Raw genomic sequence first — 25,729 nt, forward strand, 5'->3', positions numbered from 1 at the left:
ATATTAGCTTGTTTTCAAAACGGTCAGAATTTAATATTACTCCAAAACTCATTCGTATTTTTGAAGATGCAGGAAAGCAAGCTTGGAAAACGCTGAATTATCATGATGTGACCGGATTCGGAAATGATTACTATGAATATTATGATAAGAAGCTTGATAGTAATGGTTACCTTGGAATTAAGGATGATCGTTTAGTAGTCGAGCGACCTTATGGATCAGATGAGAAGCTTTATCAATTCAATAAGGCCAGATTCGAAACTTTTATGTATGACTTGCATTTATGGGAGGAACACAAATGACTGACACCGAATACGCAAAAGCAATCCAAATGAAAGCCACAGTTGCCAACCTGGAAATGAACGCGGCACTGACAACTGAGCAACAGGCACAAATTGGCCAGGACTTCATTGCTGACATTATGGAGTTGAGCAATCGTGAGGGTAAACAAAAAGCCGCCTACTAGGGCGACCAGTCACAGGACCACTCGAATGACCGTTGCCAGTATAACATATAAAAAGCGCCGCCATCGCTGACCGCGCTACGATTGATACCTAGCACATTAATTATAGCATACGAAAGCGGAGGGGCGCATGATGGGCGAACAGCAAGTTATTTCAGATGAAATTTTTCCACCAATTGACCAGGAGAAAACAATTAAACAGGTGCGGCGTTTCCTGGATAAGAAGTTACCGCAAGCAGTTCGGGCGTCCGGCCATTCGGTCGCTGATTTAAAATCGCCCAGCATGGATGGCATGCCTAAGTCGGCCCCAGCTGGTAACTCGGCCGAGGATCGGATTACACGCCGCCTGTACGCCGAACAGATTGTCCGACAGACTATTCAGGCCATGGCTCGCTGTGACCATGAGTGTCAAGAGATATTAGATCGGCTATATCTGCAAGGATACAGTGACACGATGTGCTACATGGATATTGGCTACAGTAAGACTCAGTATTTTGACCGCTGGAAGCCATTGGCAATGCTGCAGTTCGCACAGAGCTATTACCTAGAAGATTTGAATATTTATCAAAACCGAACTCAAACCGGACTTTAACCGAACTTTTTCCGAACTCAAGCCGGACTTCATAGCAATAAATTGGTGGTAAATTAGTATTATCGATAATTGGTTAGGGCGACAAATAAACGTTTTTCTGATAGCTCTAATTGATTATTATTGTGGCCTTAGCTCAGTTGGTAGAGCGCCTGACTGTTAATCAGATTGTCGCTGGTTCGAGTCCAGCAGGCTACGTTGCCAGCGGATTTATAAGGGGTGATGCGCTCCTCTCTGCCGCTGGTATAGTCTTCGTGTTTGACGTCGGCCGTTAAATGCGAGTATCGCTGTGGGCTAATTGGTAAGCCACAATGGGATGTAGGTTCGAGGCCTACCAGCGATATAGGCTTAACTGCTTAGCCTTTGATAAAGCAGTAGTCGACGTGTGATTGAAGCATGGCTAGATATTTTCCACTGAGGAGCATCCATGTCAGGAGGCTAGCTACCGCGTGTGGTTCGATTCCACACCAATCACATACGACCCAAGCAAGTCGCTAAACTGCTTGCTTTATTGAATCCTACTAGAACATCTTGGTTACGCTTTGAAAGTACCGCGGCTTTATCCATGTCCTTCATAAAACCACGCCCTTTCAAATTGTTGACGATTGAGTCAGGAGTTACTGTTGCACCGGAAATCATCTTATAAAAATCAGTTGGAACGGTTGGAGCGCTCAGTAATAATGGCACAATTAAACCGACCACCAAATTACATGCGGAAACATGTGCGCTGTGGTAACATAATCAAACATGGTTGCAAAAACTATAATCGTTTTTCTGATAACAACCGTGTACAGGAGCCTGGCATTTAGTTGGGCTCTTTTTAGTAAAATACATAGTGTGTATTGCAACTCAAATAATGTTGGATATAGTATGATATAAAATTGTATTGTTGAATAACAGGATCGCCATCTTATGAGGCAACAATACATGGGTCTGACTTATGTCAGGCTTTTTTGATACATAAAATTAGGGAGGTAGCGGCAATGCCATGTATGATACACAGCAAATATGGGTACGAGCCGCCTGAATGGGTACAGGCTGGCTCTCGGCTAGGTAGATGGTACAAGGGTAAGAAGTGTCGTGCAAATAAGCATGGCGCTTTTAGTTTGGATACAAAAAAGAAGGCGATCACGCCTTCAAAGAATGTTACTTGTCAAATTTATCTTTCAGATTGTCAACAGCATCTTTAGCCGTATCTTTGGCATCAGCTAACTTATCCTTAGCCTTGCCAACTAAGCCTTCAGCCTTGCCCTGGGCTTCACGGGTTTTGTCACCGGTTGCTTTGCCTTCAACTTCCTTGGCCTTGCCGCTAACTTTATCTTTGGCGTTCTTAGCTTTGTCTTCTAAACTCATTTTGTAGCCTCCTGATAAAAATAATTGTGAAGCGTAATTGTTCGAGTAAAAAGGTCACTGTTTTCCGCCAGCGACCTAAAGGTTATTAACTGGATAACCCTTGAACACCTATAGAATAAATTGGTCTTAATTGAAAGTCAACCAAAACGGCATGTTATGTATTAATTTCAAACGCGTCGATTTCGACTGGGTTAAAAACGGAGGTAAAAAGTATGAATTTTGGAGAAGCAATTAATGAGCTAAAGCATGGAAATGCGGTCGCACGTAAGGGATGGAATGGCAACGGTATTTATATTAAATTGCAGAAGCCTGATGAAAATTCATTTATGACTCATGAGTACGTTTATATTGATACAATTGGTTTACACACGAACAATCCAGATGCACCCATGGATCGTGTTCCATGGCTAGCTAGTCAAACTGATATGTTGGCTAACGATTGGGTCGTAGCCGAATGACAATATATAATTCCAATTAACGGAGGTGTGGTGGTATGTAATGAAACGAAAGTTAACGCCAAAACAGCGTAAATTTGCCGATGAGTATATCAAGTCTGGAAATGCTGCTGATGCGGCTCGCAAAGCGGGGTATAGTAAACGCTCAGCCCGATCAGTTGGGCAGGAAAACCTGACAAAACCTGACATCAAGCAATACATCGATGAACAGATGGCCGAGATAGCTTCCAAGCGCATTATGGACGCCACAGAAGCCGTTGAGTTGCTTACCCGTATAGCTAGAGGGGAAGAGAAAGAAACTAAGGTGGTGGCGACCCAGTTCAGTGTAAGCGAGGTTGATGTTCCTGCTGATTTGAAGACTAAGATTGCCGCTGCACGGGAGATACTCAAGCGCTATCCGGGCGATGATAAGCTAGTCAAAGCTCAAATCCGTAAAGCTGAGGCCGAAGCGGATATTGCTGAGTCTAAAGCTAAAGAGGCCCGGAGTGGTGAAAGCAATGAGGGACAGACACTGATAGTTGATGATGTGGGAGGCATAGAAGATGAAGACGCTGGTAGTTGATGATACGAAGATCAAGAAGGTTATCAGAATATCAGACTTGATTAACCCGCACTTTAAGCGGATGTGGCTTACCGATAAACCTTACATCGTAGCTAACGGTGGCCGTGGCTCGTTTAAATCGTCCGTGATCAGTTTGAAACTTGTCACAATGATGAAGAAAGCGATTCAGCAACGTTACAAGGCTAATATCATTTGCATTTTAGCCAACAAGACTGATTTACATGATACGGTTTATAAACAGATTCAATGGGCTATAGACCTGTTACAACTAAATGATGAGTTTAGGGCTTATAAATCACCACTCACAATTCAACATAAGCGAACTGGCAGCACGTTTTATTTCTATGGGGCCGATAACCCTTATAAGTTGAAGTCCAACGTTGTCGGTAACGTGATTGCGGTGTGGTACGAAGAAGCGGCCAACATGAAATCAGCGGACGTGTTTGACCAATCAAACCCAACTTTCATTCGACAGAAACCAGATTGGCTTGATCAGGTCAAAGTTTACTACTCCTATAATCCGCCTAAGAACCCCTATGATTGGATTAATGAATGGATTGATAAAGTAGCACAAAATCCAGCATACTTAATTGATACGAGTGACTATCGTTGTGACGTGCGTGGCTTTACAAGTGAACAAACGCTTGCCTTAATCAATCAATATAAGAAGACGGACTATGATTATTATCGATGGCTATACTTAGGTGAAATTATCGGATTGGGAACAAGTGTTTACAATTCTAAATTACTACATCCACTTGAAACATTCCCAGATGATGACCACATTGCGTCACTGTATTTCAGTCAAGATACTGGGCAACAAGTGTCAGCCACAACCGAATTATGTATTGCAATCACAGCTAAAAAACGCGTGATTCTGCTTGATACCTTTTACTACAGCCCGGTGCATCAATCTGAAAAACGACCACCTAGTGAACTAGCTAAAGACTTGTATGAGTTTGAAATGAGTCGTGAGCAGCACTTTAACGTTGGCGCATATAATTATACGGCTGATGAGGCCGTGTCTGATTATGCGATTGACCATGAATATTATCGGCTGTATGGCCGACATTGGCACCATGTTAATAAAGTTGAAAAGACGATTATGATTGATCACGTTCAGGACTTACTAGCCACTGGACGTTTTTATTATATCAATAATGAAGCTAATCAAATATTTGTCAGTGAGCATCGCAAGTATCAGTGGGACGCGGATAGCTTACAGACTGATAAACCTAAAGTTGTTAAAGTTGATGACCATACGGTCGATGCTTTTCAATATTTTGTTTTAGATAACTTGGCGGATTTGGATCTTAAATATTAAGGTGGTGAGATGTTGACGATTAGAAATACGATTGGCAACTTACTGATTAATGCTGGTTACAAACTGAGTGGAGATAATAATATGACGGGAACTTTAAAAAATATTACTGATGATCCAAGGATTGGCATCGATTCGCGTGAATATACCCGTATTAAACGCGACATTAAGTATTATACGGATAGCTGGGATGATGTTTGGTACCGTAACTCATTTGGCACACGACTAAAGCGGAAACAATTTACGCTGAACATGACTAAGGTTGCCTCACGAAAGCTGGCGTCTATCATCTTTAATGAGAAATGTGAAATTCATATTGGATCATTGAGTGCCAAAAATGATGACCGTGATGGCACGTCGACTGATCAAAGTGAACAACGTGCAGCTAAGTTAGATGAATATTTACAACAAGTGTTCTTAAAAAATGATTTTAAGGATCATTATGAAGAACGATTGGAAGAAGCAATTGCATTAGGAACCATGACCATTAAGCCATATGTTGATCCAGTAAGTGGTGATATTAAATTTGCTTGGTGTCGTGCAGACCAGACTTATCCGCTCGAATCTAATACCAATAGTGTCCGTGATATTTGTATTGCCTCACGAACTGTGCGATCTGAGGCTAATGTGCCCATTTATTATACGTTATTAGAGTTTCATCAATGGCAAGGCGAAGATTATGTCATTACTAATGAATTATATCGTTCACCGGTTAAGTCCTCAGTTGGGACACCAGTATCCTTGAGTGCGATACCAGAATATGCGGATATTCAGCCAACCGTGACGATAGAAAATCTGAAGTATCCTTTGTTTGCTTTCTTTAAGACGTCAGGCGCCAATAATAAGTCATTAGAAAGTCCATTGGGTGTTGGTATACCTGATAACTCGCTTAGCACGCTCCGAGCGATTAATGACACTTATGATACATTCCATTGGGAAATTTTAACCGGTCGCCGCAAGATTGCCGTTCCGCCCGAGATGTTCAGAAAGCCCCAAGGCGATAAAATTCACAATGCGAACTCATTTGAACATGATATTTCAGATGTCTATTTAGCAATTCCAGGTAATCGTGAATCAGTCCAGCCAACGGAATTTAATCCCGATTTACGTGTTGATGATTTCAGTAATGCGATTAACGAGTATATGCGCAAGTTTGAAATGGAAATTGGTTTCTCAGCCAATACTTTTAGCTACCAATCGGGTAACAGTCAAGTGACAGCTACGCAAGTGATTTCTGAAAATTCTAATACGTATCAAACACGTTCAAGTTATTGCACCATGGTTGAAAATAATATTGATGCCTTGGTTAAGGCCATTCTGGAGCTTTCAATGGTGCCTGAGTTATTTCCAAATCATCAAGCACCACTAAAAGCTGAGGATGTTGATTTTGATGATCTGGATATTTCAGTGTCATTTGATGACGGTGTATTTGTTGACAAGCAGTCACGGGCGACTTATTGGCAAGGACTGCTGGCTAGTAGTGTTGTCCCTCGGTGGATGGCCATCAAGAATATTCTGGAAGTTCCGGAAAGTGTTGCGAGAGATTTAGCTGATGAGATTGCCACTGAAACGGCTCAGCAAGCTAGCAATACTACGCCTGATATTAGTGACTTGCTTGGTAATCATTCTAGCAGTGAATAGGGGTTGATGAGCGATGAGCAAGGTTGATCAAGCAGTCAAGGTGTTACAAGGTGAATATGATGCCATCCAAGCGCAGGTTATCAAGAATATCATTGAACGATTGAATAAAGATGATTTGAGTAAACTCAACAGTGACAACGTACTAGCTTGGCAGGTTAAACGGTTAGCTGAGTTAGGGGACTTTAACGCTCAAACCATCCAGCAAATTGCTAGTCATGTTAACAAGTCACATCAGATTGTTAGTCAGATTATGGTGAGTATTGGGTCCGATATTAAGGCGACAACGGAAAAAGAACTGCTCAAAGTAACCGGCAAAGAGCCTAAGCCAACCAGTGAGATTGATTATCTGATGAAAAATTATGCCAAAATGGCCAATGAGAGTCTTGATAATAAGATCAATGAAACCTTGCTAACCAGAAATACTGCGACCTCAGCCCAGGCCAAAGCCTATCGTGACATTTTGCAAAATACGGTTGCCAAGATATTGACTGGCACTCAAGAGCCAAAAAAAGCCTTAGCTGATACGATTTATCAGTGGCAGGATAACGGGCTTAAAACGAATCTGATTGATAAGGCCGGTCGAAATTGGAATGTCGAAACTTATGCCAACATGGTGATTAATACCGCTGTTCCTAAAGCTTATGCAGAGACGGTTAAATCACGCATGGATGAATACAATTATCATTTGATTGTTTATCCCGAATTTGCGGCCGCTCGTGAAGACTGTGCCCGCATGCAAGGCAAGGTTGTCAATACTGTTCCTGCAAGTGATCCGGACTATGATGACAAGTACGACACCATTTATAATCATAACTATGGTAAAGCTGGCGGGGCGCTGGGCATTAATTGTCGGCACACGGATTTTACTATTTTTAATCCTAAAGATATGGAAACAACCAAGCAAACCGTAACGCCTAGTGATGCGATTAAGCAGGAAAAATTCGTTCAGAAACAGCGTCGCTTAGAACGGGCTATCCGCAAGTCTAAGCTCGCTTTACAATCAGCAAAGGAATTAGGCGACGAAGACGCGCAAACGCACTATAAGGCGTTGATACGCACCCAGCAGGCGGCTACTAGTCAATATGTTAATAGTCACGATGGCTTGGTTCGTCAATATCAACGTGAACAAATTATTAAGTAATACTCGGCCCAAGCATGCCGTTAAACTGCTTTTTGTATTGCAATCAAATTATTCGAGGTCGTTGCCTCGTAAAAAAACGAAAGGGGTATTGCACTATGGCGTTAACACGCGAATTTTTAAAAGAATTAGGTATTGAAGGTGATAACTTAGAGAAAGTTATGTCGGAGTACGGTAAAACACATAGCGAGTTAACTGAGTTGCAAAGCCAAGTGACTAATCTGACATCTGAAAATGAAGCACTGACTTCGAAAGTTAAGGAACGTGACGAAAGTATTTCTAAGCTTGGTGATGAAGCCGGGACTAGTCAAAAACTCAAAGATCAAATTGCACAATTACAAGCTGATTCAAAGAGTAAGGATGAAGCGTGGAGCAACAAACTCACCAAAGCGCAAACGGACAATGCGGTTAAATTGGCTTTGATTAATGCCAATGTGCATGATCCTAACGATTTGATGAGCCAATTAGATATGAGCATTGTCAAGCTGGATGATGATGGAAAAGTCAAAGGTTTAGACGAACAAGTGTCTGCCTTGAAGGAAAGCAAAGCTTATTTGTTCAAGACGGACGATCAAACACAAAATAATAACCAGCCCGTGATTAAGCCTGGTGCTGGTGGCAATCCTAGTGGTGCTGGCGGTGATAACGATTCAATTGTGTCTCGCATCGCCGCACACTTAAATACTAAATAAATTATGAGGTGAGAAAATGGCAGTTGTTTTAGATTCACAAGATATGGCGTTGCTTGATAAACAATATCAAGCTGATTCACAAGTTTGGCAAGTTTTACAGGCCGGTGCTAAATCGATTACTGCAGCTGATTTTGTCGGTAAGCATGAAGTTCGGATTAATAAATTAGGTGGTCTTGTTTCACCGACTGCATATGTTCGTAATGGCGATAATGCACGCAATCAAGTCAGCATTGAAAAGGAGACATTGAACCTTACCCATGAAGATTGGTTCGCATATGATGTCGATGAATTGGATATGTCTGAAAGTGGGGCATTACAGATTGCCAACATCGTTGAAGAACACAATCGGTTGATTACGATTCCACGACGCGATCAAGTTGCTGTGCAAGCGCTGATTGATAACGCTGGTCAAACAGTTACTGAGACAATTACGAAAGATAACGCACTTGATGCATATGATGAAGCGGAACAGTACATGACAGATAACCAAATTCCTGGCGGCTTTGTCATGTTCGTAAGTTCAGCCTTTTATCGGTTACTGAAAAATGCTACTGGTCTGACACGGACGTTTACAACTAATCAACAACAGATTCAAGGAGTCAACCGGACAGTTGCACAGTTAGATGGTTCGATTCCAATTCTGGAAGTTGCACAGTCTCGGTTGGCTGGCTTATCAGTGCCAAACGGAGCTATTAATTACGTCTTGGCACCACTAAGTGCGGTTGCTCCTATTGTTAAATATGACAGTGTTTCGACAATTGACCCGTCTACTGACCGTAGTGGTAACCGTTACACTATCAAAGGCTTGTCATACTATGATGCAATCGTGTTTGACAATGCTAAGCCAGGTATTTATGTATCTGCCAATGCGGCACTTACGGCAACTGCATCGACTACGTCGACCACTGATGGTACGACATCGGGAAACTAGTAGCGGCTTCCACAGCGGAGCCGTTACCAACTAGTTTACCGGCCGAATCGGACGTGACAATTGCCGATATCAAAGCGTATTTAGACGATTTAGGTATTGATTATAGTGGCGTCACCCTAAAGGATGATTTATACGGTCTACTCAAAGAGAATTGGAAGTGATCCAATGGCTTATTTAACTTACAGCGAATTCCAAGCCTTGCCATTTGCGGACTTATCGATTACGGAAGCAGATTTCAATCAGTATGAGTGGTTTGCCGAACAAGTAATCAATGAACTAACCATGAGTTTTTATGAACATCATGATTTAGCTACTGATACCGATACGTTTAGAGTTACTAAATTTAAACAAGCGGTGGCTTTGCAAACTATCAATCAGTTTGAGAATGACACCTTGACACAAGACCAAGCTGAGAATGAAGCCCAAAGTATTAGTATGGGACGCACTTCTATCAACTATGGCAGCACGCCAGTATCAACTGGTGGTTCATCTGATGGTTATCTCTCGGCTGATGCTTATCGTCAATTGGTTCCAACAGGGCTACTGTATCGAGGTGTTTAGATGACCAGAAAAGTCAAATTAACACCGAGTATGCGTGACATGCTGACCGACAAGGTAACCATTGCACATGTTACAGGTAAAGACATGTATGGCCAGCCAACCTATGAGCAATATCAGCTTACAAAGCTTCGCATTGATCACGAGAGTATTAAAAACATGTCGTCTCAAGGAGAACTGCTGACGCATCTGGATGTCTATTTGGTTTATCCAGATTATGTTAAGGCCGTCGATTCGGCTGGTAATTCGGTATCCTGTCCAGATTTGTCGAAAATGGATAGCGATGATGATTGGAAGATCGTTGCTGACACCGTTTATCGTAGCGTGGCTAACGTGAATATTATTAAACAACCGTTTAGAGACATGGTGTTTTGTTATGAATTGGAGGTGGTTTAATGCAAGTTGACGTTAATGTTGACCTCGCCAATGTTAAGAAGCTGGTGAGTGCTTCACGATTGAAACAAGCACGAGGCGACACTTTAAATTTAATGAAACGTGATATGCGTCCGTTGATTCCTAAGAGAAGCGATGGGGCAGTTAGCCTTAGCTCATCTGGTGTTATTGACGAAGCTAATACAAAAATCACATATGGTGGACCAGCCATTAAATATGCCAGAGCACAATTCTACGGTATTGTTACTGACCGAGCTGGAAAGCAGCATCGGGTCCGTCATTATACGACTGATGGTACTGGTAAACGGTGGGACTTACGTGGTAAACAGCTACACATGAATGAATGGAGAGAGACTTTTAAGAAGGGAATCTTGAACAATGGTAGCTAGTCTACAGACTACAACTGATATTCTTGAAAGCATTTATGATGCGATCAAAGCATTCCCGGCAGGGCTGGATCCGGCAATTCCATTTTATGCCAGTTATCCAGAAACCGGGGAATCAATGGGACTGGAACATATGGCCGGTGAACAAATTGGGTCGATGGATATGCTCGGTAATACCGAACGGACATTGACTTATGAGATTACGTATAAGACGCAAGCTAATGGCATTTCAGTGCTGAATCAATTCGCTACCTATATTGCCAGTGCTTTCGACGAACTAGTATCAGCCAACGATTCTTATGAAATTAATGATAAACCGACAGTGACTTTGCCGATATATCAAGGCAGTGATGATAATTGGAACTATTTCTCAATTGATATCAATGTCAATATTATTACACCCTATTAAAAGAAAGAAGGAAACGAATTGGCTTTAACACAACGCCATTCATATGGCTACAACAGTAAGATTTATATTGATAAGTCAGGTAACACTGACTTAGAGGCTTATTATGGGATCTCTGCAGCGGATATCTTAGCCGAAAAATTCCCCACTGGCACTGACATGGCCCGCTTGGGGAAAGGAATTACTGAAGTGACACCAGCAGCTGCTGAAACCGTCGATACGGAATCGGATATGCTGGATGCCGGCTTCCAAAAGTCGAACGTCTCGGCTAAAGCGGTAACGTATGCGGTCACTGGTAATACCTATATTGGTGATCCCGCACAAGACTATATTCGGGATAAGTTTACCAAACTGTCTGGTGAACTAGAAACGACAGCAATTGTGATTGATCCAGACAGCACGATTCACATTTTCAAAGCGGTTATCACGACGCCATTAGCATGGTCTGGCGCGGTTAATGCCACCTCACCATTGAGCTTTACCTTAACCGTTGATGGGATGCCATACGTTATTCATACTGATGGCTCAGTTGAGTGCCAAGTAACTGGTTTGACATTATCCCCTGAATCAGTTGCGGTGGCTATCGGTGCAACCCAGCAGGTCACAGCGGCCTTAGTACCGGAATATGCTTCGAACAATGCGATTGACTGGTCGATTGAAGACACAACGATTGCTACGATTTCTGATGATGGTATTGTGACTGGCGTCGCTGAAGGGACAACTGTCTTACAAGGGTTTGTGAAGTCAAACTCATCAATTGCCGCCACGCTCACAATTACGGTAAAAGCCGCAGCAGCTTAAAAACTTAGTTTGTCGCCTTATAAATAAACAATACCGTTAGGGGCGGCCGTTATGGAGGAATATATTAATGGCAACAATCAAATTAACTGATTTTAAAGATCCATCGAACGACGTTAACTTTGAAATTGGTGGTAAGCAGTTGTATTTAAAATCACATGATGACTTGATGGTATTATTGCGTTTTGCTGACAGTAAGCGCATGGAAATTTTAGGCAAATACAAAACGTTGATTCGGACATATTCTAAAGTTGAAAAGGAACAAAACGTCCAACGATTGCTTGATGATTACAACAAGCATAGCAAGGATATTGAATCTGAAATGAATCATTCTGAACAGGATTTGCAGAAACTTTACCAGTACGTATTTGATCGGATTTTTGTCGATGAATTAGGTCAAGATGTTGAAGCTGGCGATTTAGTAGCTACGACGTTAGTTTCCGTGACTGCGATTACGGCTTTCTTTGATAAAATTGTTGATTTAATCAATTTACAAGATAAGAAGATCGCCAAGCAAATTGCTGGTGCGACTGGTGCTGCCTTCAAAGCTGCCGGGGCGTTGTTAGATGGTGATGAAGATGTTAAAAACGCTAAGTCAGGCCTTACTGACTGATACTTATATTGGCGACAGAAAATATGCGGTCGACTTATCCTTTGACAATGTTATCAAGTATTTTAAATATATGGACCCACAGTTATGGACAGAGCGGCGCGCGTTGGCGTCGCTTTTTTTGTTAGTACCATCAGCTATCGAAGATGCCATCAACGGAAGATTGCTACTTAACGATTGCTACGAGACGTTAAAAACCTTGTCAGAATATATAGGAGAGCATCCATATAATCAGTCCGATGATCAGCAAGTAGATATAACTGGTGAAAAAATTGAAACGCAGGTGCCAGACGATAAAACGTGGGATTTTGACCAAGATTCAATGGCATTATATGCGTCATTCAAACAGGTATATGGTATCGATTTGTGGGACTTACGGGGCAAACTACATTGGGCTAAGTTTCAAGCGATGCTCATTGGGTTGCCAGATGATTGCCAGTTTAGGCGGATAGTAGCAATTCGACAAGCTAAGCTGCAGCCACCAAGTAATCCAGCACAGAATCCTGAGGCCATGCGGCAATATAGCCAACTGGTGAAACAAAAGGCTGACTACGCATTGACACCCACTGATTATGAAATGGTTGAAGCCGAATATAACTATATTTCGATGAACTAAAATTCTTAATTTAGAAAGGAGGAACGTTATGGCTCAAGCAGACGGCACAGTAACCATTGTTTTAAATGGGAAAGATGCTAATTTTTTATCAACGGTTGAGAAGGCGGCTAAGTCTGCCAAAGAAAAGCTCAGTTCCGTTGGTGATGGTGCAGGCGACAAGATCAGCACCAACACTAAGAAAAACATGAATAAGGCGGTTGAAGATGTCACTAGTGGTAAAGCTAAGATTGACGCCAAACTAAAAAAAGGTGCGGAGATTAATATCGATGACACCAAAGGTAAGACCAAAATTAAAGACTTCACAGCATACATGAAGGGCATACTGGGCATCAAAAAGACCACTATTAACGCTGAAATCAAGGGCAATGCTAGTAAGGAAATTAAAGCCATTATGGCTGACAGAAAAAGTCTTGATGGTAAACGCTTTACGATCAAAGGTGCAACCTCTGGCAACGTGAATCGAACATTAAAGATGACGAAAAAGGATGCTGATAATTTAGCTAAAAAGCATATCAACATCAAGATGACTGAAACTGGTAATGCTGATGAAAAGATTAAGCAGACCAAGGATGATCTTGACAAAACCAACAAATCAGCTTCGCGGTTAAAAGATATCATTAAAGGGACAGTCGTAGGCAATGCAATTACTGGTGGGCTTGCAGCGGTTCAGGCAGGATTTGAAAAAATTGTTGACCTAACTAAAGAAGCACTGAATGAAGCGGTTGCTTATACCAAAGAACAACAAGTTATGACACAGGCTTGGACCACGCTGACAGGATCCTCATCCAAAGCTAACGGTATGGTAGACACTATTAATCAACTGGCTATTAAAACTGGGCAAGCCACTGATACCGTTAACGAACTAGAACAAGGCTTTTATCACTTGCATTCTAGTAAATCGGAAGCAGATGACTTGTCGAAAGCAATGCTTAATATGTCAGATGCCGTTGGGTTAAGCGGTGATCAAATAAAGGCTGCTAGTCAAGATATGGTTCATTCATTATCTGGCAATATCACAACTGGTGACTTAAATGTGATCTCGCAATATTTTCCGATGTTTAATGAATCATTGCTTAAGTACGAGAGAAAAATAACCGGCAATGCGAAGTTAACCATGGCTCAAATGCGGAAGATGGCGTCTGCTGGGAAGATTTCTGGCAAAGATTACGAGAAGGTATTTGAAAATTTAGGTAACGTTAAATATTCAAAAGCTTCAGAAAATATGTTAAAAACGATTACTGGTATGGAACGAACGATTAAGGCGCGTGTGCCGGCACTGGTTTCTGCTTTGACGACGCCCTTTTTAAACGCTTCAAATCCGGTTTATGGTGCCGTGTCAAAGTGGGTATCATCGTCTAAAGCCACCAAAGAGTTTGACAAACTTGGTGAAACGCTCGCCAAAAGTGTTAAAACAGTGACGACTTCGCTTTCAAAAGCTGTCGATATCAAAGCCTTCAATCCTGACAGTATCATGAAAAAGATTACGTCCGCAGTATCATCGTTAGCCAGTGGTATTGCATCACATTCTAAAGAGATTGTTAACTTTTTTAAAGGGTTATGGTCCGCTATTAAGATACTGGGTGATGTGGGCACAGGGTTTGCAAAAGGGATTGTTGATGGCATAAAAATGCTATTGACCCCGATTGCGAAACTTGCGAGTGGCAAAAAAACTGTTAATGGTCTGAGCGATGCATTGAATGATCTGGCGAAACATAAAGGGGCACTCGAAACATTCGGCAAAGTTCTAGGTGGTATGTGGGTGACCGCTAAAGTTGCCAAGGCTACTAAAAGTTTTGCTGATTTCTACAAAAACCTATATAAAATTTCAAAAGTGAAACTAACGAGTGTTGCAAACAGCATTAAGGACTTATTTGGTAAAGGTGACGGAACATCGTCAATTGGCAAGACAATTACTTTTATTAAATCTCTTTCTAAAGCCGAACGCGCAGAAGCCAAGGCAACTGGCACCGAGACGGCTGCACAAAAATTACTCAATAAAGTGCTGAGCACTAATATTTGGGTAAAAGTTGCTGTAGCAGTTGCTGCAGTGATTGCCGTTTTAGTCGAACTCTATAAGCATAATAAGAAGTTTAGGGACTTTGTTAATGGTTTGGTTAAATGGACCAAAAAAGCTATTCCACAAGTCGTCCAGTGGTTTGAAAAACTGTATGACGGGGCTGTTAAGTGGATCAAAAAGACTGCTAGTGATGTCAAAAAAAGTTGGGGAAACCTGTGGGACGATGTCATTAGCCTATTCAAAGATGCCTGGAAAGATATCAAAGATGTCTTAACTATTTTCTACGATATTTTCACTGGTAAATGGTCAAAGCTGGGAAAAGATATAAAAAAATTAGTCAAAGACTTATGGTCTACTGTCAAGGATTACTTTAAAGCGGCCTATGATTATCTCAATGATTTAACTGGTGGTCGACTTGGTAAAATGGTCGATCTATTTAGTGCTGCTTGGAAGAAGATTAAATCCGGTTGGCATTCAATGTGGAATGGTATTGGGACTTTCTTCAAAGGCATTTGGAAAGATATCAAAGGATTCGCGCAAGATGGAATTAATGATGTTATTGCGGTCATCAATGCAGGTATCAATGGCATTGATAAGGTTATTAGTGCTTTTGGTGGCAAGAAGAAAGCCATTGGTGATATCAGTAAGGTTCATTTTGCCACTGGGACTACTGAGACCCGCCGTATCAATACATTGACGCATGCGGTGGTGAATGATGGTGCTGATGTCGCGGGTGGTGGTAATAAAGAAATTATCTTACACCACAATGGCGATGTTGAGCCGATATACGGTCGAAACGTTCAACGGGAGTTAATGCCTGGTGATGAGGTGTTAAACGCGACAGAAGCGAAATATGCGGCACCAGCGTTAGGCCTGACGCATTTTGCGTCTGGTACCGGTGCTTGGGACAGCATTAAGTCGATGTTTGGTACGGCAGCGTCGTGGGTGAAAGATAAGACGACTGCCTTAGCACATTTTGTTGCGCACCCAATTAAATCGCTGGAGAGTTTATGGTCATCTATCACAAAGTTTAGTGGTTCTGACTTTATTGAAACGTTTGGGACAGCTATTGGGACCAAGTTTATGAAATCCATTGAATCAAAATTTAGTTCACTCATCAGTGGCTTAGGTGATGATGCCGGTGGGACAGAAAGCAATCCCAGTGGTAGTTCAGTGACGCGGTGGAAACCGTATGTTATTAAAGCACTGAAAGCAAATGGATTTTCGGCAACCGCGAGTCAAATATCAGCATGGATGCGGGTCATCGCGCGTGAATCAAATGGTAATCCTAAAGCTATTAATTTATGGGACTCGAATGCTAAAGCCGGTCATCCTTCGATGGGATTAGTACAAACCATTCAGTCAACATTTGATGCGTATAAGTTTGCCGGCCATAGTCATATCTACAATGGCTATGATGATTTGTTAGCAGGTATTAATTACATGAAACACATTTATGGTAAGGGAGCCAGCGCATTTGCTCGTGTTTCTGGTCCAGAAGGTTACGCTAACGGTGGTGTCGTGGATAAGCTGACACACGCTATTATTGGTGAAGATCCATTATATCCACATGAAACCATTGTTAACGAGGCTAAACCAACCGCTGACGGTTTGTTGTCAGAGTCGATTAGTGAACGAGCTAAAAAGGATCCTAATGGGTTATATGCCAATCTCATTAGTGCGACCAAGTTAGCGGCTAATGCTAAAACTGATATGACGACCAGCGTCAATAATACGGCTACTAATCCGACTAGTGACAGCACGACGATTAAAACGTTAACCGATGCTATTAAGTCAGTCGCGACGCAAGGAAATGTCTATCTGGGGGTCCAAAAAGTCGGCAATGTTATTCGTAAAAATTCAACCAATAAAACAAAAAATGATGCCTTTTGGGCAGGACAGGCGGTGACACGTTGATTATTGACGGGATCAGTAATAATGAACTTGGGATTACCTTCAATGGGATTCATAGTCGAACGATGGGACTGAAAATGGATAGTATCAGCAACCCGTTGCCCACCTTGACCGATACAATTCAGGATGTTCAACCGATCATCGGGGATTTGTATCAAGGGACTGATGTTCAGAGCAAAACGATTAGTATTACCTTTACATTGTATGGGGCTAAGTCATATCAAGAAAAGCAGAAAGCTTTGAGCGATATTTGGGCTTGGCTAATGCCCGTTGATGGTCAAGAGTATGCGTTAACTTTGGACACGCTACCTAATCGGACCTATTACGCGCATGTTAGTGCGACCTTTGATGTGACTGATTCCTTATATCGTGGGACCTTTACCGTTCCATTTACTTGCAGTGATCCGCGGGCGTATGGCCCAATGAGGCAGTACCAGATTGGGGCCAGAAACTTAGCTAAAGGGACGGGGGATGTTTTTACTTCGACTGGTGTCGTAGGCGAAGTGGCGCAATTATATTTATTAGACGTTGATAACGCCAGTTATAGTGGGACGATGTCATTAACGTTTGGGTGGACCAGTAGTAATACAGCCACTGAATTTAAAATTAGAAAAGCCGTTGTCGACGATGATGGTACGACTACTTACACCGACTTATGTTCAGTATCGCCAACAGCCAGCAGTGGCACCGAAACTGTTTCAGTTGCCTGGCAGCCGATTGCCGGTGATGAAATGGCGTATCTGTCTTATCAACAACTTTCGGGTACCGCTCAAGTTCAAATTAGTGATTTACAACTATCTATGGTCGCAACGAGTGGTTTCAAGCAAGTGATTAATGCCGCGACTAATGAGGCCGACAACACCCTGATTGATATTAATACGGACGATACGGTGACATTACACGATGAGGAATCCAACACTGATAGTTTTCCGGTGTTTATTCTGGAGCCCAAACAGGCGATTACTAAGATTGCGATTGCCGAAATGGATAGTGACAATTATCTTTATATGGGGAGTGAAGTGGACGTAGATAGTAATGATGAGGTTGTGGACAATGAACCAACGGTTGTTCATGATACGTGTCAAACCCTGGATTATTGGCACCCGTTTACTAATCCCTCTGATACGAGTACCACGGCAGTTGAACCGCCTTTTACCATCGCTAATGGGATTATCGGAATAGACTCAGCCTTGCGTAGTAATCCCAATACTATTGGCGTGGCCACCGAATCTAGTGGCGCTTATCGATTTGGAACCAGTTTTACAGAAAGTAAATGGAATGGGCCCGGGGCTTTGCATAATGCGTTTCCTGGAGCTTACTCTGATTGGGAGATTACGGTTAGATTTGATATGACCTGCAATTATCCACGGGCAATGGGCAAAATCGACTTGTATTTGTTAGATCAAAATAATGCCCGCATGGGCCGTATCTTTTTAACTGATCAAGCCACCAGTGAAGACGTGTATTTAGGTGTTGAAATTGGCACCGATACTAAAAGTAAGAAAGTTTATTATTCAGAGGGGACAGTGACTAAAGGAAAAAACAGTACGGTATCGATTAAAGTGTATAAAAATGGGACGAAAGCCAAGAGCACGGTCACCGTTAATAAAAAATCGGTGGTCGAGTACACGACTGAAAAACGGTCGAGTTCAACCTCAACGGGGACCTTCACTAATTTTTATGGCGATATTACGTTGCGGAAAGTTGGTCAAAAATATACAGCTTCCATCATGAGATTAAATCGTGACGGCACGAATGCATGGACCACACCAATCACCAGTTCGTATACGGATACGGCGGATACTTATACGACACCTAATTTAGCCAATTGTGCCGTTTACATTGCTAAGTATCCGATTTCTGAAGATGTTGCCAGCCCAGTAAAAGGCTACAAAAACGATAATATTTATTTGTGTGATTTGTTAGTCAAAGAAATTAAAAATGGTGGTAATGATGAAGTGACGACACCCACACCGATCGCTGAAGCAGGGGACGAGATTCATTTGAACACAGCTGATGGGACGATTTACAAAAATGGCCAGCTATTTAATAGCGCCAATGGTCATTTAATCAAAGCGGCGGGTTCCAATCTAACCGGGCTTTCATTACAAGGCAACACTGATAAAACGCTCAGTTTTTATCCAATTGATGGTTGGAGTATTTCCCATCAATCGGTATTTTATTAGGCCAAGGAGGGATCATCAGTGAGAACAATTACGATGTATGACAGCAATCTGAATGAAACAGCGTCATATACACTAGAAAATCACGGTATTCCTTATTTTGGTCATACTTATACTTGTCAAATTGAAGATACCGATAATGGCAAGCTGTGGGAAGATACGAACACCTTTTCGGTGTTGAATCAATACAAACCAGCCGCCGATAAAAATGCGTGCATGTATTTTGATTGGGCTGGACCTGATGGCCGGATTTATCGCTATGCGGTTACGAACATTGCCGATGAAAGTGGTCAACAAGCAAGTGGAATTTTGCCATACACCACCTTTACAGGAACTAACAAACTGGCCTTTGATTTGTCAGGGATTGATATTGATGATAAGTCTTGGATTTCACCGACCCTAAAAGAAGTGGCTGAATATGTGTTGGCCAGCTCTGGTTGGACGATTGGCGAATGTGATTCCATGAATATCAATACTGATGATCCAACTAATTTTGCCATTAGTGGCGCTGCCAGTGCCCAAGATGCTTTGAGTACTATGGTGACCAGCTTTGATTGTGAAATACGAGCTTATATTGTCGTTGATCAATATGGCAATGTAACCCAAACGGTTGATTTGGTAGCTAGTTTACAGCCACAAATTAGTAGTAGTTACTCAACCTTACAAGATGAATCAACGGATCTATATAGCGGTACCGCCAGCGCACAAGTGGGGGCCGATACAACGCAAGGCCGGACGATTGAATATCGTGCCGGATTAGCCGGTTTTGAACGCCAAGAAGATCGGACGGCGTTCTATACCCGCTTATATCCAACTGGTGAAAATGATGTCACCGTTAATGATGTTAACGGCGATTCACCATATGTCGTAGATCAAGACGCTCAGGATTATTGGTTAGGGGCCAACCAGCCATATCGCACACTCAAAATTCAAAACGAATATATTTTGAATAAGAGTGCTTTATTGACTTGGGCTCAAGAACAACTAAAAGTTTACAATCACCCGGCCTTCACATATACCATTACAACAGCCTTTATGGACCCCGATGATATGCCCATGCTAGGGGCCACTAATTATATTGTGAATTTTGACATGTTACCTGCGCTCACGGTCCTAGCAGAGGTCATTGAACTTGAAATACATGATGACGCACCGACTAACAACGTGGTGACGTATGGGGAATACCGAACTTTGAATCCAACGACCCCCGCCCTGATCGCCAAAATGCAAAGCAGCTTAACAAGTGCTATTGCTAAAGCACAAGCCAGCGCTGATAGTATCCAACCGGTGATCGCCCATCCCGATGGCTTAGACTTTGCTCAAGGGGATACCAGTAAACGCCTGATTCTATCGGCCTATGAAGGTACTGAAAATATTAGTGCTTACATTGACCCACTGGGGTTTGATTGGAGCCGGACTGATACTAATGGCCTCGTTGATACAACCTATGCCAAAACGGGCTATTTAAATGTCATTCCCGCCGGTACTTTGGGCAACATTCGTGGTCAGATTGATGGGGATTATATCACTGACGACCCTGAAATCAGCATTAATGATAATACTTGGGCTAAATTCGGCTCATTTGATGCTTACGATAATGGGGTTGATGAAGTCATGCAACACGCGGAACAGTTAAGCGATGGCCGCTGGATAACGAGTCAAGCCGATTGTACGTATACGTTGCGTGACGCGAGCTTAAAATACGTTTCTAAGATGAGTGTCACGAATGGTGGTCATGGAACGTCCTTTGGGGTCACGATTGAAGATGGCACGATTTATATTTTTGCGCCGTTAAAGACTAGTGCTGGTTATGATCTCGTTAAGATTCCTTATACGGCTGGCCAGACGCTAGACACTGATGACGTGACCCATTTATTAAGCTTCGACCATTATATCCGGGTTAATTATGACGCGACGAACGATTACTTTGGTCTAACCGATGACAGCTTGAATTACTACGTGTTACAAGGCAGTGACGTTCGCAATGGGGTTGACAATATCCTTTATCAAATCGCGTTAACCGACTATGGCTATGACATTGATACCCAGATTTACCAGGGGCAACTATTGGACTTTCCGTATGTCTATTTCCAATCGGGTAATCAAAACGAGAATGACACCTGTCAGATTTATGCCATTAATCTCATTCATGAAGGTGAGTGCTTCAATTACTTGTATGACTTCCCGGACAAGCTGGCGTTAACCGGCTATATTGAACCGGAAGGTTTAGTGTTCGCCACGATCAATGGAACCAGGGTACTAATGAATTGTCTGACCTCGACGGTTGGTATCAATACGACCCCGAAAACGGAATACTTCTATCAAGTTGCCCTGACAACCCGGGCTCCAATGACCGCTAATAGTGGGACAAATGATGATTCTACTGATAATGATTGAGAGGAGGTGAACTGATGACCAAAAGTCGAACGGTGGAAGTGAACGTGACCCAGTCAACGTTAGTAGGGCAAACTGCACAAGCCACAGCTGATAGTGCGGCTAGTGGGGTCGCCAACTTAAATGATCCCAATTTAATGAGTGTCATTGAAAAGCAGACCCAAGCGGCGCAATATGCCGGCTTAACCAGCCAGTATAATGTGGTGCTAGCCCGGGCCAACACGGCCAATGTTAGTACGACTGCTTTAACCACGGCCTACACGAATTTGAACACCTTTATGTCAGCCATCTTAACGGATACCACGACCGCTAGTGATGTTGATCGAGCCAGTTACCAAAGTCTGACTGCAGCTTACAATACCGTTTTAAGCAGTGTGCAGACCACTTTAGGCGACTATGTTAACAATGAATTCAGTGCGGCCGGTTCACAGACGGTCGTTGCCGCTTCTAATGCCAGTGATGCTAAATCAGCCGCAGACAATGCCCTTAGCCAAGCGAATACGGCTATTGATAATGATGCGGCCACTAGTCAAGCGGTAACAGACCTCAAAGACGGTTCCAAGCTAACGATTGCCGAGCTTGAAGATGATATTTTGCTTAGAGTTACAAAAGATGGCTTAGTCGATGAAATTAACCTTCAAGCGGGCAACACCTTAATTTCATCCAGCGGTCAATTAACCCTGTCAGGTAAAACCATCTATTTTGACACCACTAATCCAGTGATTATCCCTAGTGCTAACTTAGACACTGTTTTAGTCAATAAAACATTAACTGCCGCCGATATTTCAGCGAATACTTTTACGACCAATAACGGTACCTTTACGGTTGCTGCCGATGGCGCGATAACGGCTAAAAATATGGTGCTGACGGGTGGCACACTATCTGCACTTACTGTGGATGCCGCAACCATTAATGGTTCATCCATTTATGGTACTGACTTCTATGCCGGTGATATTAGTACCGATGCGAATAATACGAATAAAGTGTATCCGTTTCACATTAGTGACGATGGTACCGCGACAGCGACAGCTTTTAATACGATGGACGCCATGCAAAGTGCCATGATTCCTGGTGGCTTGACGCTAAAGTATCGAGCAATCAGTAGTAGTGGCACCCAATATGAAGCTTATGACGTGACGCTGGATGCTGATCAGCTGGTGTTAAATTCAGGATATACGACTGGCAAGGACACCACCTTTTCTCAGTCAGTGTCCGGCACTCAACTAACCGGACAAGTTCTAATCAGTCCGTTGAATGGGCTGACGCTACATGGTGATACCCAAATGATTTACTTTAATGGGATGTCGACGGATACCACCCCGAAGGGGATTGCTTTTACGCCTTATGGTAATTTGAACGCAACTGGCACTCAGGGAACTTGGTATCTGGGCCATGATAATAGTTTACAGACGGCCAACTTTGGCATCGACAGTGCGGGTAGTAACCCGATTAAATTTAGTCGTAATACCACGATTGGTAACTTATTCCTGGGCATTGGCCATACCATTGCCATGGTGGATGGTAGCCCACTTTACTTTAATAAGACTGATTCTACCGGTGGTCGGGTCGGCATCTATGCCGGTGCCGTTAACTATACTAGTTTGGTTAAATCGTCCCTATTAAGCGTCAAGAAGGACGTGCAAAAGGCTGACACAGCTTATTGGGCACAGCTAGTTAACTCAATCGACTTGGCAACCTACCAGTACAAAACCGACGATAATACCAGTCATTTGCGGCTGTCTAGCATTGTTGACGACGTTAATGTAACAAAACAGTGGCAATTACCAGACGTATTTATTAACCGTGATGAAAACGGCAAGCTAAGTGGGGTGGATGACAGTGTGCTTTTAAATGCCACCCTAGCCACGGTACAGGAACAGCAGAAAGAAATTGACCAATTAAACGGTCACAACATGGAATTGGAAGCTAGATTAAACAAATTGGAGGCCAAATTAAATGGATAGTATTTTAATTACAAATTATAAACCAGATTACACGAACAACATTATGACTATTAGCATTCAGATTAACACGCTGGGTATCAGTTCACAGGTCAGCATTACCATGGACGACTTTAATACCGCCATTGTCGGTGGCGTTGATAACGTTAAATTAAAGGTGTTAAACACGCTGATTGATAGTCTGACTGCTTTAAAGCCAGTTACCACGACTACGACAACCACCACACAGGAGGATTAAATTATGAATATCGATGCACAGGCCTTAATTAACAAGATGACGAGTAACTATGCCCAAGCAATTGCCGTTAAAGACCAGCAATTAGCGATGGCTCAAGTTCAAATTGACCAGCTCAATGCCAAGTTGGCTGAACAACATAAACCTAATAAAGCGAAAGCTTAGGGGGAATACAGTTGAACAAACACAAATTAAAGGCACTCATCTTAATGGTGGGCGCCATTTTTATGGCCTTTTTGATGGTCAATATTAATAGTCAGGCCGCCACGACACGTTATCAAGGCGTCGATTGGTCTAAATATCAGGGCACTAATGGCATATTCGGTTATAGTACCGATAAGTTTGTATTCTCACAGGCAGGTGGCTTTTATGGCGGCACTAATATTCCTCAAACCACGTATGACACACAGGTGGCCAGTGCTAAAAAGGCCGGTAAATGGGTCCATACCTATTTATGGGACGGTGTTGGTAGCAATATGACCAATGCCAAGGCGATGATGACCTATTACTTGCCGCGTATTAAGACGCCCAAAGGGTCTATTGTGGCTTTGGATTATGAGGACGGGGCTTCAACTAGCGTGACAGCCAACACTAACGCCATTCTTGCTCAAATGAAGTTAATTAAGGACGCTGGCTTTACCCCAATGCTGTACTCCGGCAAGGCCTATTTAAACGCCCATGTTAATGTGACGGCCATTTTAAAGGCTTATCCAACCAGCCTGTGGGTAGCAAGTTACGCTGATTATTTAGTTGCACCAAAACCTGACTATAATTGGTTCCCATCAATGGATGGTGTGGCGATTTGGCAGTACACCAGTATGTATATTGCTGGGGGCTTAGATGGTAATGTCGATTTAACGGGTATTACCAAATCGGGCTACACTACGACGGCTAAAACGACGACCGCGGCCAAGAAGACTACGACGACTACTAAAGCCTCTAATCAGACTTATAGCCAAAACGGGACCTTCTACCCTAACACAACGTTAAACGTTCGTTCAGGGGCTGGAACCAGCTATTCTAAGGTAGCTACCTATTACAGCGGTGAAAGCGTTCGGTATAACCAAGTCATCATCAAATCTGACTATGTCTGGGCTCGATACCTACGGTCTAACGGTCATTATGGCTATGTCGCTTTGGGCGTTAATGGCGGGACCAGCTACGGAAAGCGGGTGCTTAATTGATGGCACAATACGACGACACAACTAAGATGCTCATAGATATCAAAGAGGATGTGGCCGCCACCAAAACGAAAGTAGAAAACATTGAGGATAAGCTCAATCACGTCGATGATATTGACAACAAGGCGGACAAGGCCCTGGCCAAGTCCATTGAAGCTGAGCATCAAATTAACCGGTTGACCACCATTCAAAATTGGTTGATCGGGGTGTTGGTTAGTGGCGTACTCGTCACATTAGTGATTTACATTGCCGAGAAGTTCCTTTAGGAGGGAAAAACATGAAAAATTTTTTAGCTACTATTACTGCCACTTTTAAAGCCAATTACAAGAAACCCGCTTACTGGGCCCAGATTATTGGGTCTGTGCTGGTGATCGGACTAGCCGTCGTGACCGTCTTCTTTGGGGTTAAGATTGATGCCAATACGGTGTTATTAGTGATCACTGCTTTAGGGTCCGTGCTCGCATTCTGGGGTGTGATTACCGATAATTCCATTTTGGAAGACACGGGCAACACGATCAAAGCCAAGTCGAATGCGTTAGCTTCTACGGAACAAACGGTGGTGGAAGCCTTGACAGAAGCGCAAGCAAAGATTGAAGCGGCTAACTCGGCAGCAGCTAGTCAAGCCGCAGTCGAAGCGTCACAAGCGGTGGTGGCCGCGTATAGTCAAGCGGCTAGTGCGGCGGCAGTTGGCGACACAGCTACAGCTAGTTCAGCAGCGGCCTTAGCGTCGTCATTAGCGGCTGATTCGGATAGCAATGTACAAGCGGGTACCGAAACGGTGTCAGAATCCGCTTCACAAGCGTCAAAATAATGTTATAATATAGTTACTTCGTAAACTTACTATTTCCCCTGCGTTTCGGCGTGAGGGATTTTTTTAGTTTGTTGTGAGAATTACGCTTTCATTGTATAATCATTGCAAAAATTGATTTTTAACT

The 25,729-nt window shown here is 42.8% G+C and carries 27 protein-coding genes and 1 tRNA gene; 27 read left to right on the forward strand and 1 reads right to left on the reverse strand.

Going from position 1 to position 25,729, the window contains the following annotated elements:
* From DY78_RS16350 to DY78_RS03180, 4 genes are all read left to right on the forward strand, one after another.
* Positions 1-299 (forward strand): hypothetical protein (locus DY78_RS16350; protein ID WP_024624624.1); only part of this gene is annotated, 299 nt, incomplete at its 5' end.
* Positions 296-463 carry a hypothetical protein gene (locus DY78_RS15980; protein WP_156404097.1) on the forward strand — a complete coding sequence of 56 codons (168 nt, stop codon included), beginning with the start codon at positions 296-298 and terminating at the stop codon, positions 461-463. The genes DY78_RS16350 and DY78_RS15980, both read left to right, overlap by 4 nt.
* Positions 464-590: 127 nt before the next feature.
* Positions 591-1,052 (forward strand): ArpU family phage packaging/lysis transcriptional regulator, encoded by a 462-nt coding sequence (locus DY78_RS03175; RefSeq protein ID WP_003642805.1) that lies wholly within the window; start codon positions 591-593, stop codon positions 1,050-1,052.
* A gap of 122 nt (positions 1,053-1,174) precedes the next feature.
* Positions 1,175-1,247: transfer RNA gene (locus tag DY78_RS03180), tRNA-Asn, on the forward strand.
* 948 nt (positions 1,248-2,195) lie between these two features.
* On the opposite strand, the gene DY78_RS03190 is transcribed toward DY78_RS03180, so the two are convergent.
* Positions 2,196-2,402, reverse strand: a complete 207-nt coding sequence (locus DY78_RS03190) for a CsbD family protein (RefSeq protein WP_024624623.1) — start codon at positions 2,400-2,402, stop codon at positions 2,196-2,198.
* A 212-nt stretch (positions 2,403-2,614) separates the two neighbouring features.
* On the opposite strand from DY78_RS03190, the gene DY78_RS03195 reads away from it, so the two are divergent.
* The 23 genes from DY78_RS03195 to DY78_RS03300 all read left to right on the forward strand — a co-directional run bounded on the left by DY78_RS03195 (position 2,615) and on the right by DY78_RS03300 (position 25,605).
* Complete coding sequence (locus DY78_RS03195) at positions 2,615-2,860, forward strand: DUF2829 domain-containing protein (protein ID WP_024624622.1); 246 nt, start codon at positions 2,615-2,617, stop codon at positions 2,858-2,860.
* Between the two features lie 40 nt (positions 2,861-2,900).
* A complete protein-coding gene (locus DY78_RS03200; protein WP_024624621.1) occupies positions 2,901-3,419 on the forward strand; it encodes a terminase small subunit in 519 nt (172 codons plus the stop codon).
* On the forward strand, positions 3,400-4,743 hold the full coding sequence (locus DY78_RS03205; RefSeq protein ID WP_024624620.1) for a PBSX family phage terminase large subunit: 1,344 nt from the start codon (positions 3,400-3,402) through the stop codon (positions 4,741-4,743). Before DY78_RS03200 ends, DY78_RS03205 begins: the two co-directional genes overlap by 20 nt.
* A gap of 12 nt (positions 4,744-4,755) precedes the next feature.
* Positions 4,756-6,381 carry a phage portal protein gene (locus DY78_RS03210; protein ID WP_024624619.1) on the forward strand — a complete coding sequence of 542 codons (1,626 nt, stop codon included), beginning with the start codon at positions 4,756-4,758 and terminating at the stop codon, positions 6,379-6,381.
* Between the two features lie 13 nt (positions 6,382-6,394).
* Complete coding sequence (locus DY78_RS03215; RefSeq protein WP_024624618.1) at positions 6,395-7,522, forward strand: phage minor capsid protein; 1,128 nt, start codon at positions 6,395-6,397, stop codon at positions 7,520-7,522.
* 95 nt (positions 7,523-7,617) lie between these two features.
* A complete protein-coding gene (locus DY78_RS03220; protein ID WP_024624617.1) occupies positions 7,618-8,211 on the forward strand; it encodes a phage scaffolding protein in 594 nt (197 codons plus the stop codon).
* Between the two features lie 16 nt (positions 8,212-8,227).
* On the forward strand, positions 8,228-9,142 hold the full coding sequence (locus tag DY78_RS03225) for a hypothetical protein (RefSeq protein WP_024624616.1): 915 nt from the start codon (positions 8,228-8,230) through the stop codon (positions 9,140-9,142).
* 165 nt (positions 9,143-9,307) lie between these two features.
* Positions 9,308-9,703, forward strand: coding sequence for a head-tail connector protein (locus DY78_RS03230; RefSeq protein WP_024624615.1), 396 nt, complete (start codon positions 9,308-9,310; stop codon positions 9,701-9,703).
* Positions 9,704-10,096 (forward strand): hypothetical protein, encoded by a 393-nt coding sequence (locus tag DY78_RS03235; protein ID WP_024624614.1) that lies wholly within the window; start codon positions 9,704-9,706, stop codon positions 10,094-10,096.
* Complete coding sequence (locus DY78_RS03240) at positions 10,096-10,482, forward strand: minor capsid protein (protein WP_024624613.1); 387 nt, start codon at positions 10,096-10,098, stop codon at positions 10,480-10,482. The genes DY78_RS03235 and DY78_RS03240 overlap by 1 nt, the downstream gene beginning before the upstream one ends.
* Positions 10,472-10,888 carry a hypothetical protein gene (locus tag DY78_RS03245; RefSeq protein WP_024624612.1) on the forward strand — a complete coding sequence of 139 codons (417 nt, stop codon included), beginning with the start codon at positions 10,472-10,474 and terminating at the stop codon, positions 10,886-10,888. Before DY78_RS03240 ends, DY78_RS03245 begins: the two co-directional genes overlap by 11 nt.
* Before the next feature lie 18 nt (positions 10,889-10,906).
* The gene (locus tag DY78_RS03250; RefSeq protein WP_051385214.1) at positions 10,907-11,686 is read left to right on the forward strand and encodes a phage tail tube protein; all 780 of its coding nucleotides are present in this window, start codon (positions 10,907-10,909) and stop codon (positions 11,684-11,686) included.
* 67 nt (positions 11,687-11,753) lie between these two features.
* Positions 11,754-12,296 (forward strand): hypothetical protein, encoded by a 543-nt coding sequence (locus DY78_RS03255; RefSeq protein WP_024624610.1) that lies wholly within the window; start codon positions 11,754-11,756, stop codon positions 12,294-12,296.
* The gene (locus DY78_RS03260) at positions 12,250-12,909 is read left to right on the forward strand and encodes a Gp15 family bacteriophage protein (protein ID WP_082621217.1); all 660 of its coding nucleotides are present in this window, start codon (positions 12,250-12,252) and stop codon (positions 12,907-12,909) included. The genes DY78_RS03255 and DY78_RS03260 overlap by 47 nt, the downstream gene beginning before the upstream one ends.
* 28 nt (positions 12,910-12,937) lie before the next feature.
* A complete protein-coding gene (locus DY78_RS03265; RefSeq protein ID WP_051385213.1) occupies positions 12,938-16,843 on the forward strand; it encodes a tape measure protein in 3,906 nt (1,301 codons plus the stop codon).
* The gene (locus DY78_RS03270; protein ID WP_024624608.1) at positions 16,840-19,026 is read left to right on the forward strand and encodes a distal tail protein Dit; all 2,187 of its coding nucleotides are present in this window, start codon (positions 16,840-16,842) and stop codon (positions 19,024-19,026) included. The genes DY78_RS03265 and DY78_RS03270 overlap by 4 nt, the downstream gene beginning before the upstream one ends.
* 18 nt (positions 19,027-19,044) lie before the next feature.
* Entirely contained in the window at positions 19,045-21,420 is a 2,376-nt protein-coding gene (locus DY78_RS03275) for a phage baseplate protein (protein WP_156404098.1), read from the forward strand.
* A 14-nt stretch (positions 21,421-21,434) separates the two neighbouring features.
* Complete coding sequence (locus DY78_RS03280; protein WP_056993494.1) at positions 21,435-23,381, forward strand: hypothetical protein; 1,947 nt, start codon at positions 21,435-21,437, stop codon at positions 23,379-23,381.
* Positions 23,374-23,616: a hypothetical protein gene (locus tag DY78_RS03285; RefSeq protein WP_024624605.1), complete on the forward strand. Its 243-nt coding sequence runs from the start codon at positions 23,374-23,376 to the stop codon at positions 23,614-23,616. The genes DY78_RS03280 and DY78_RS03285 overlap by 8 nt, the downstream gene beginning before the upstream one ends.
* Positions 23,617-23,619: 3 nt before the next feature.
* The gene (locus DY78_RS16355) at positions 23,620-23,778 is read left to right on the forward strand and encodes a hypothetical protein (RefSeq protein WP_169817057.1); all 159 of its coding nucleotides are present in this window, start codon (positions 23,620-23,622) and stop codon (positions 23,776-23,778) included.
* An 11-nt stretch (positions 23,779-23,789) separates the two neighbouring features.
* Positions 23,790-24,797 carry a GH25 family lysozyme gene (locus DY78_RS03290; protein WP_082621218.1) on the forward strand — a complete coding sequence of 336 codons (1,008 nt, stop codon included), beginning with the start codon at positions 23,790-23,792 and terminating at the stop codon, positions 24,795-24,797.
* Complete coding sequence (locus DY78_RS03295) at positions 24,797-25,060, forward strand: hemolysin XhlA family protein (RefSeq protein ID WP_056993495.1); 264 nt, start codon at positions 24,797-24,799, stop codon at positions 25,058-25,060. The genes DY78_RS03290 and DY78_RS03295 overlap by 1 nt, the downstream gene beginning before the upstream one ends.
* Before the next feature lie 11 nt (positions 25,061-25,071).
* Complete coding sequence (locus DY78_RS03300; protein WP_024624603.1) at positions 25,072-25,605, forward strand: holin; 534 nt, start codon at positions 25,072-25,074, stop codon at positions 25,603-25,605.
* Positions 25,606-25,729 lie beyond the last annotated feature (124 nt).

It is taken from the genome of Lactiplantibacillus fabifermentans DSM 21115, from assembly GCF_000498955.2.
GTDB lineage: Bacteria > Bacillota > Bacilli > Lactobacillales > Lactobacillaceae > Lactiplantibacillus > Lactiplantibacillus fabifermentans.

What these genes read in the sequence shown, in the direction of transcription:
- DY78_RS15980 (WP_156404097.1), top strand. Translation starts at nt 296, where the DNA reads ATGACTGACACCGAATACGCAAAAGCAATCCAAATGAAAGCCACAGTT.
- DY78_RS03175 (WP_003642805.1), top strand. Translation starts at nt 591, where the DNA reads ATGATGGGCGAACAGCAAGTTATTTCAGATGAAATTTTTCCACCAATT.
- DY78_RS03190 (WP_024624623.1), bottom strand. Translation starts at nt 2,402, where the DNA reads ATGAGTTTAGAAGACAAAGCTAAGAACGCCAAAGATAAAGTTAGCGGC.
- DY78_RS03195 (WP_024624622.1), top strand. Translation starts at nt 2,615, where the DNA reads ATGAATTTTGGAGAAGCAATTAATGAGCTAAAGCATGGAAATGCGGTC.
- DY78_RS03200 (WP_024624621.1), top strand. Translation starts at nt 2,901, where the DNA reads ATGAAACGAAAGTTAACGCCAAAACAGCGTAAATTTGCCGATGAGTAT.
- DY78_RS03205 (WP_024624620.1), top strand. Translation starts at nt 3,400, where the DNA reads ATGAAGACGCTGGTAGTTGATGATACGAAGATCAAGAAGGTTATCAGA.
- DY78_RS03215 (WP_024624618.1), top strand. Translation starts at nt 6,395, where the DNA reads ATGAGCAAGGTTGATCAAGCAGTCAAGGTGTTACAAGGTGAATATGAT.
- DY78_RS03220 (WP_024624617.1), top strand. Translation starts at nt 7,618, where the DNA reads ATGGCGTTAACACGCGAATTTTTAAAAGAATTAGGTATTGAAGGTGAT.
- DY78_RS03225 (WP_024624616.1), top strand. Translation starts at nt 8,228, where the DNA reads ATGGCAGTTGTTTTAGATTCACAAGATATGGCGTTGCTTGATAAACAA.
- DY78_RS03230 (WP_024624615.1), top strand. Translation starts at nt 9,308, where the DNA reads ATGGCTTATTTAACTTACAGCGAATTCCAAGCCTTGCCATTTGCGGAC.
- DY78_RS03235 (WP_024624614.1), top strand. Translation starts at nt 9,704, where the DNA reads ATGACCAGAAAAGTCAAATTAACACCGAGTATGCGTGACATGCTGACC.
- DY78_RS03240 (WP_024624613.1), top strand. Translation starts at nt 10,096, where the DNA reads ATGCAAGTTGACGTTAATGTTGACCTCGCCAATGTTAAGAAGCTGGTG.
- DY78_RS03245 (WP_024624612.1), top strand. Translation starts at nt 10,472, where the DNA reads ATGGTAGCTAGTCTACAGACTACAACTGATATTCTTGAAAGCATTTAT.
- DY78_RS03255 (WP_024624610.1), top strand. Translation starts at nt 11,754, where the DNA reads ATGGCAACAATCAAATTAACTGATTTTAAAGATCCATCGAACGACGTT.
- DY78_RS03260 (WP_082621217.1), top strand. Translation starts at nt 12,250, where the DNA reads ATGGTGATGAAGATGTTAAAAACGCTAAGTCAGGCCTTACTGACTGAT.
- DY78_RS03265 (WP_051385213.1), top strand. Translation starts at nt 12,938, where the DNA reads ATGGCTCAAGCAGACGGCACAGTAACCATTGTTTTAAATGGGAAAGAT.
- DY78_RS03280 (WP_056993494.1), top strand. Translation starts at nt 21,435, where the DNA reads ATGACCAAAAGTCGAACGGTGGAAGTGAACGTGACCCAGTCAACGTTA.
- DY78_RS03285 (WP_024624605.1), top strand. Translation starts at nt 23,374, where the DNA reads ATGGATAGTATTTTAATTACAAATTATAAACCAGATTACACGAACAAC.
- DY78_RS16355 (WP_169817057.1), top strand. Translation starts at nt 23,620, where the DNA reads ATGAATATCGATGCACAGGCCTTAATTAACAAGATGACGAGTAACTAT.
- DY78_RS03295 (WP_056993495.1), top strand. Translation starts at nt 24,797, where the DNA reads ATGGCACAATACGACGACACAACTAAGATGCTCATAGATATCAAAGAG.
- DY78_RS03300 (WP_024624603.1), top strand. Translation starts at nt 25,072, where the DNA reads ATGAAAAATTTTTTAGCTACTATTACTGCCACTTTTAAAGCCAATTAC.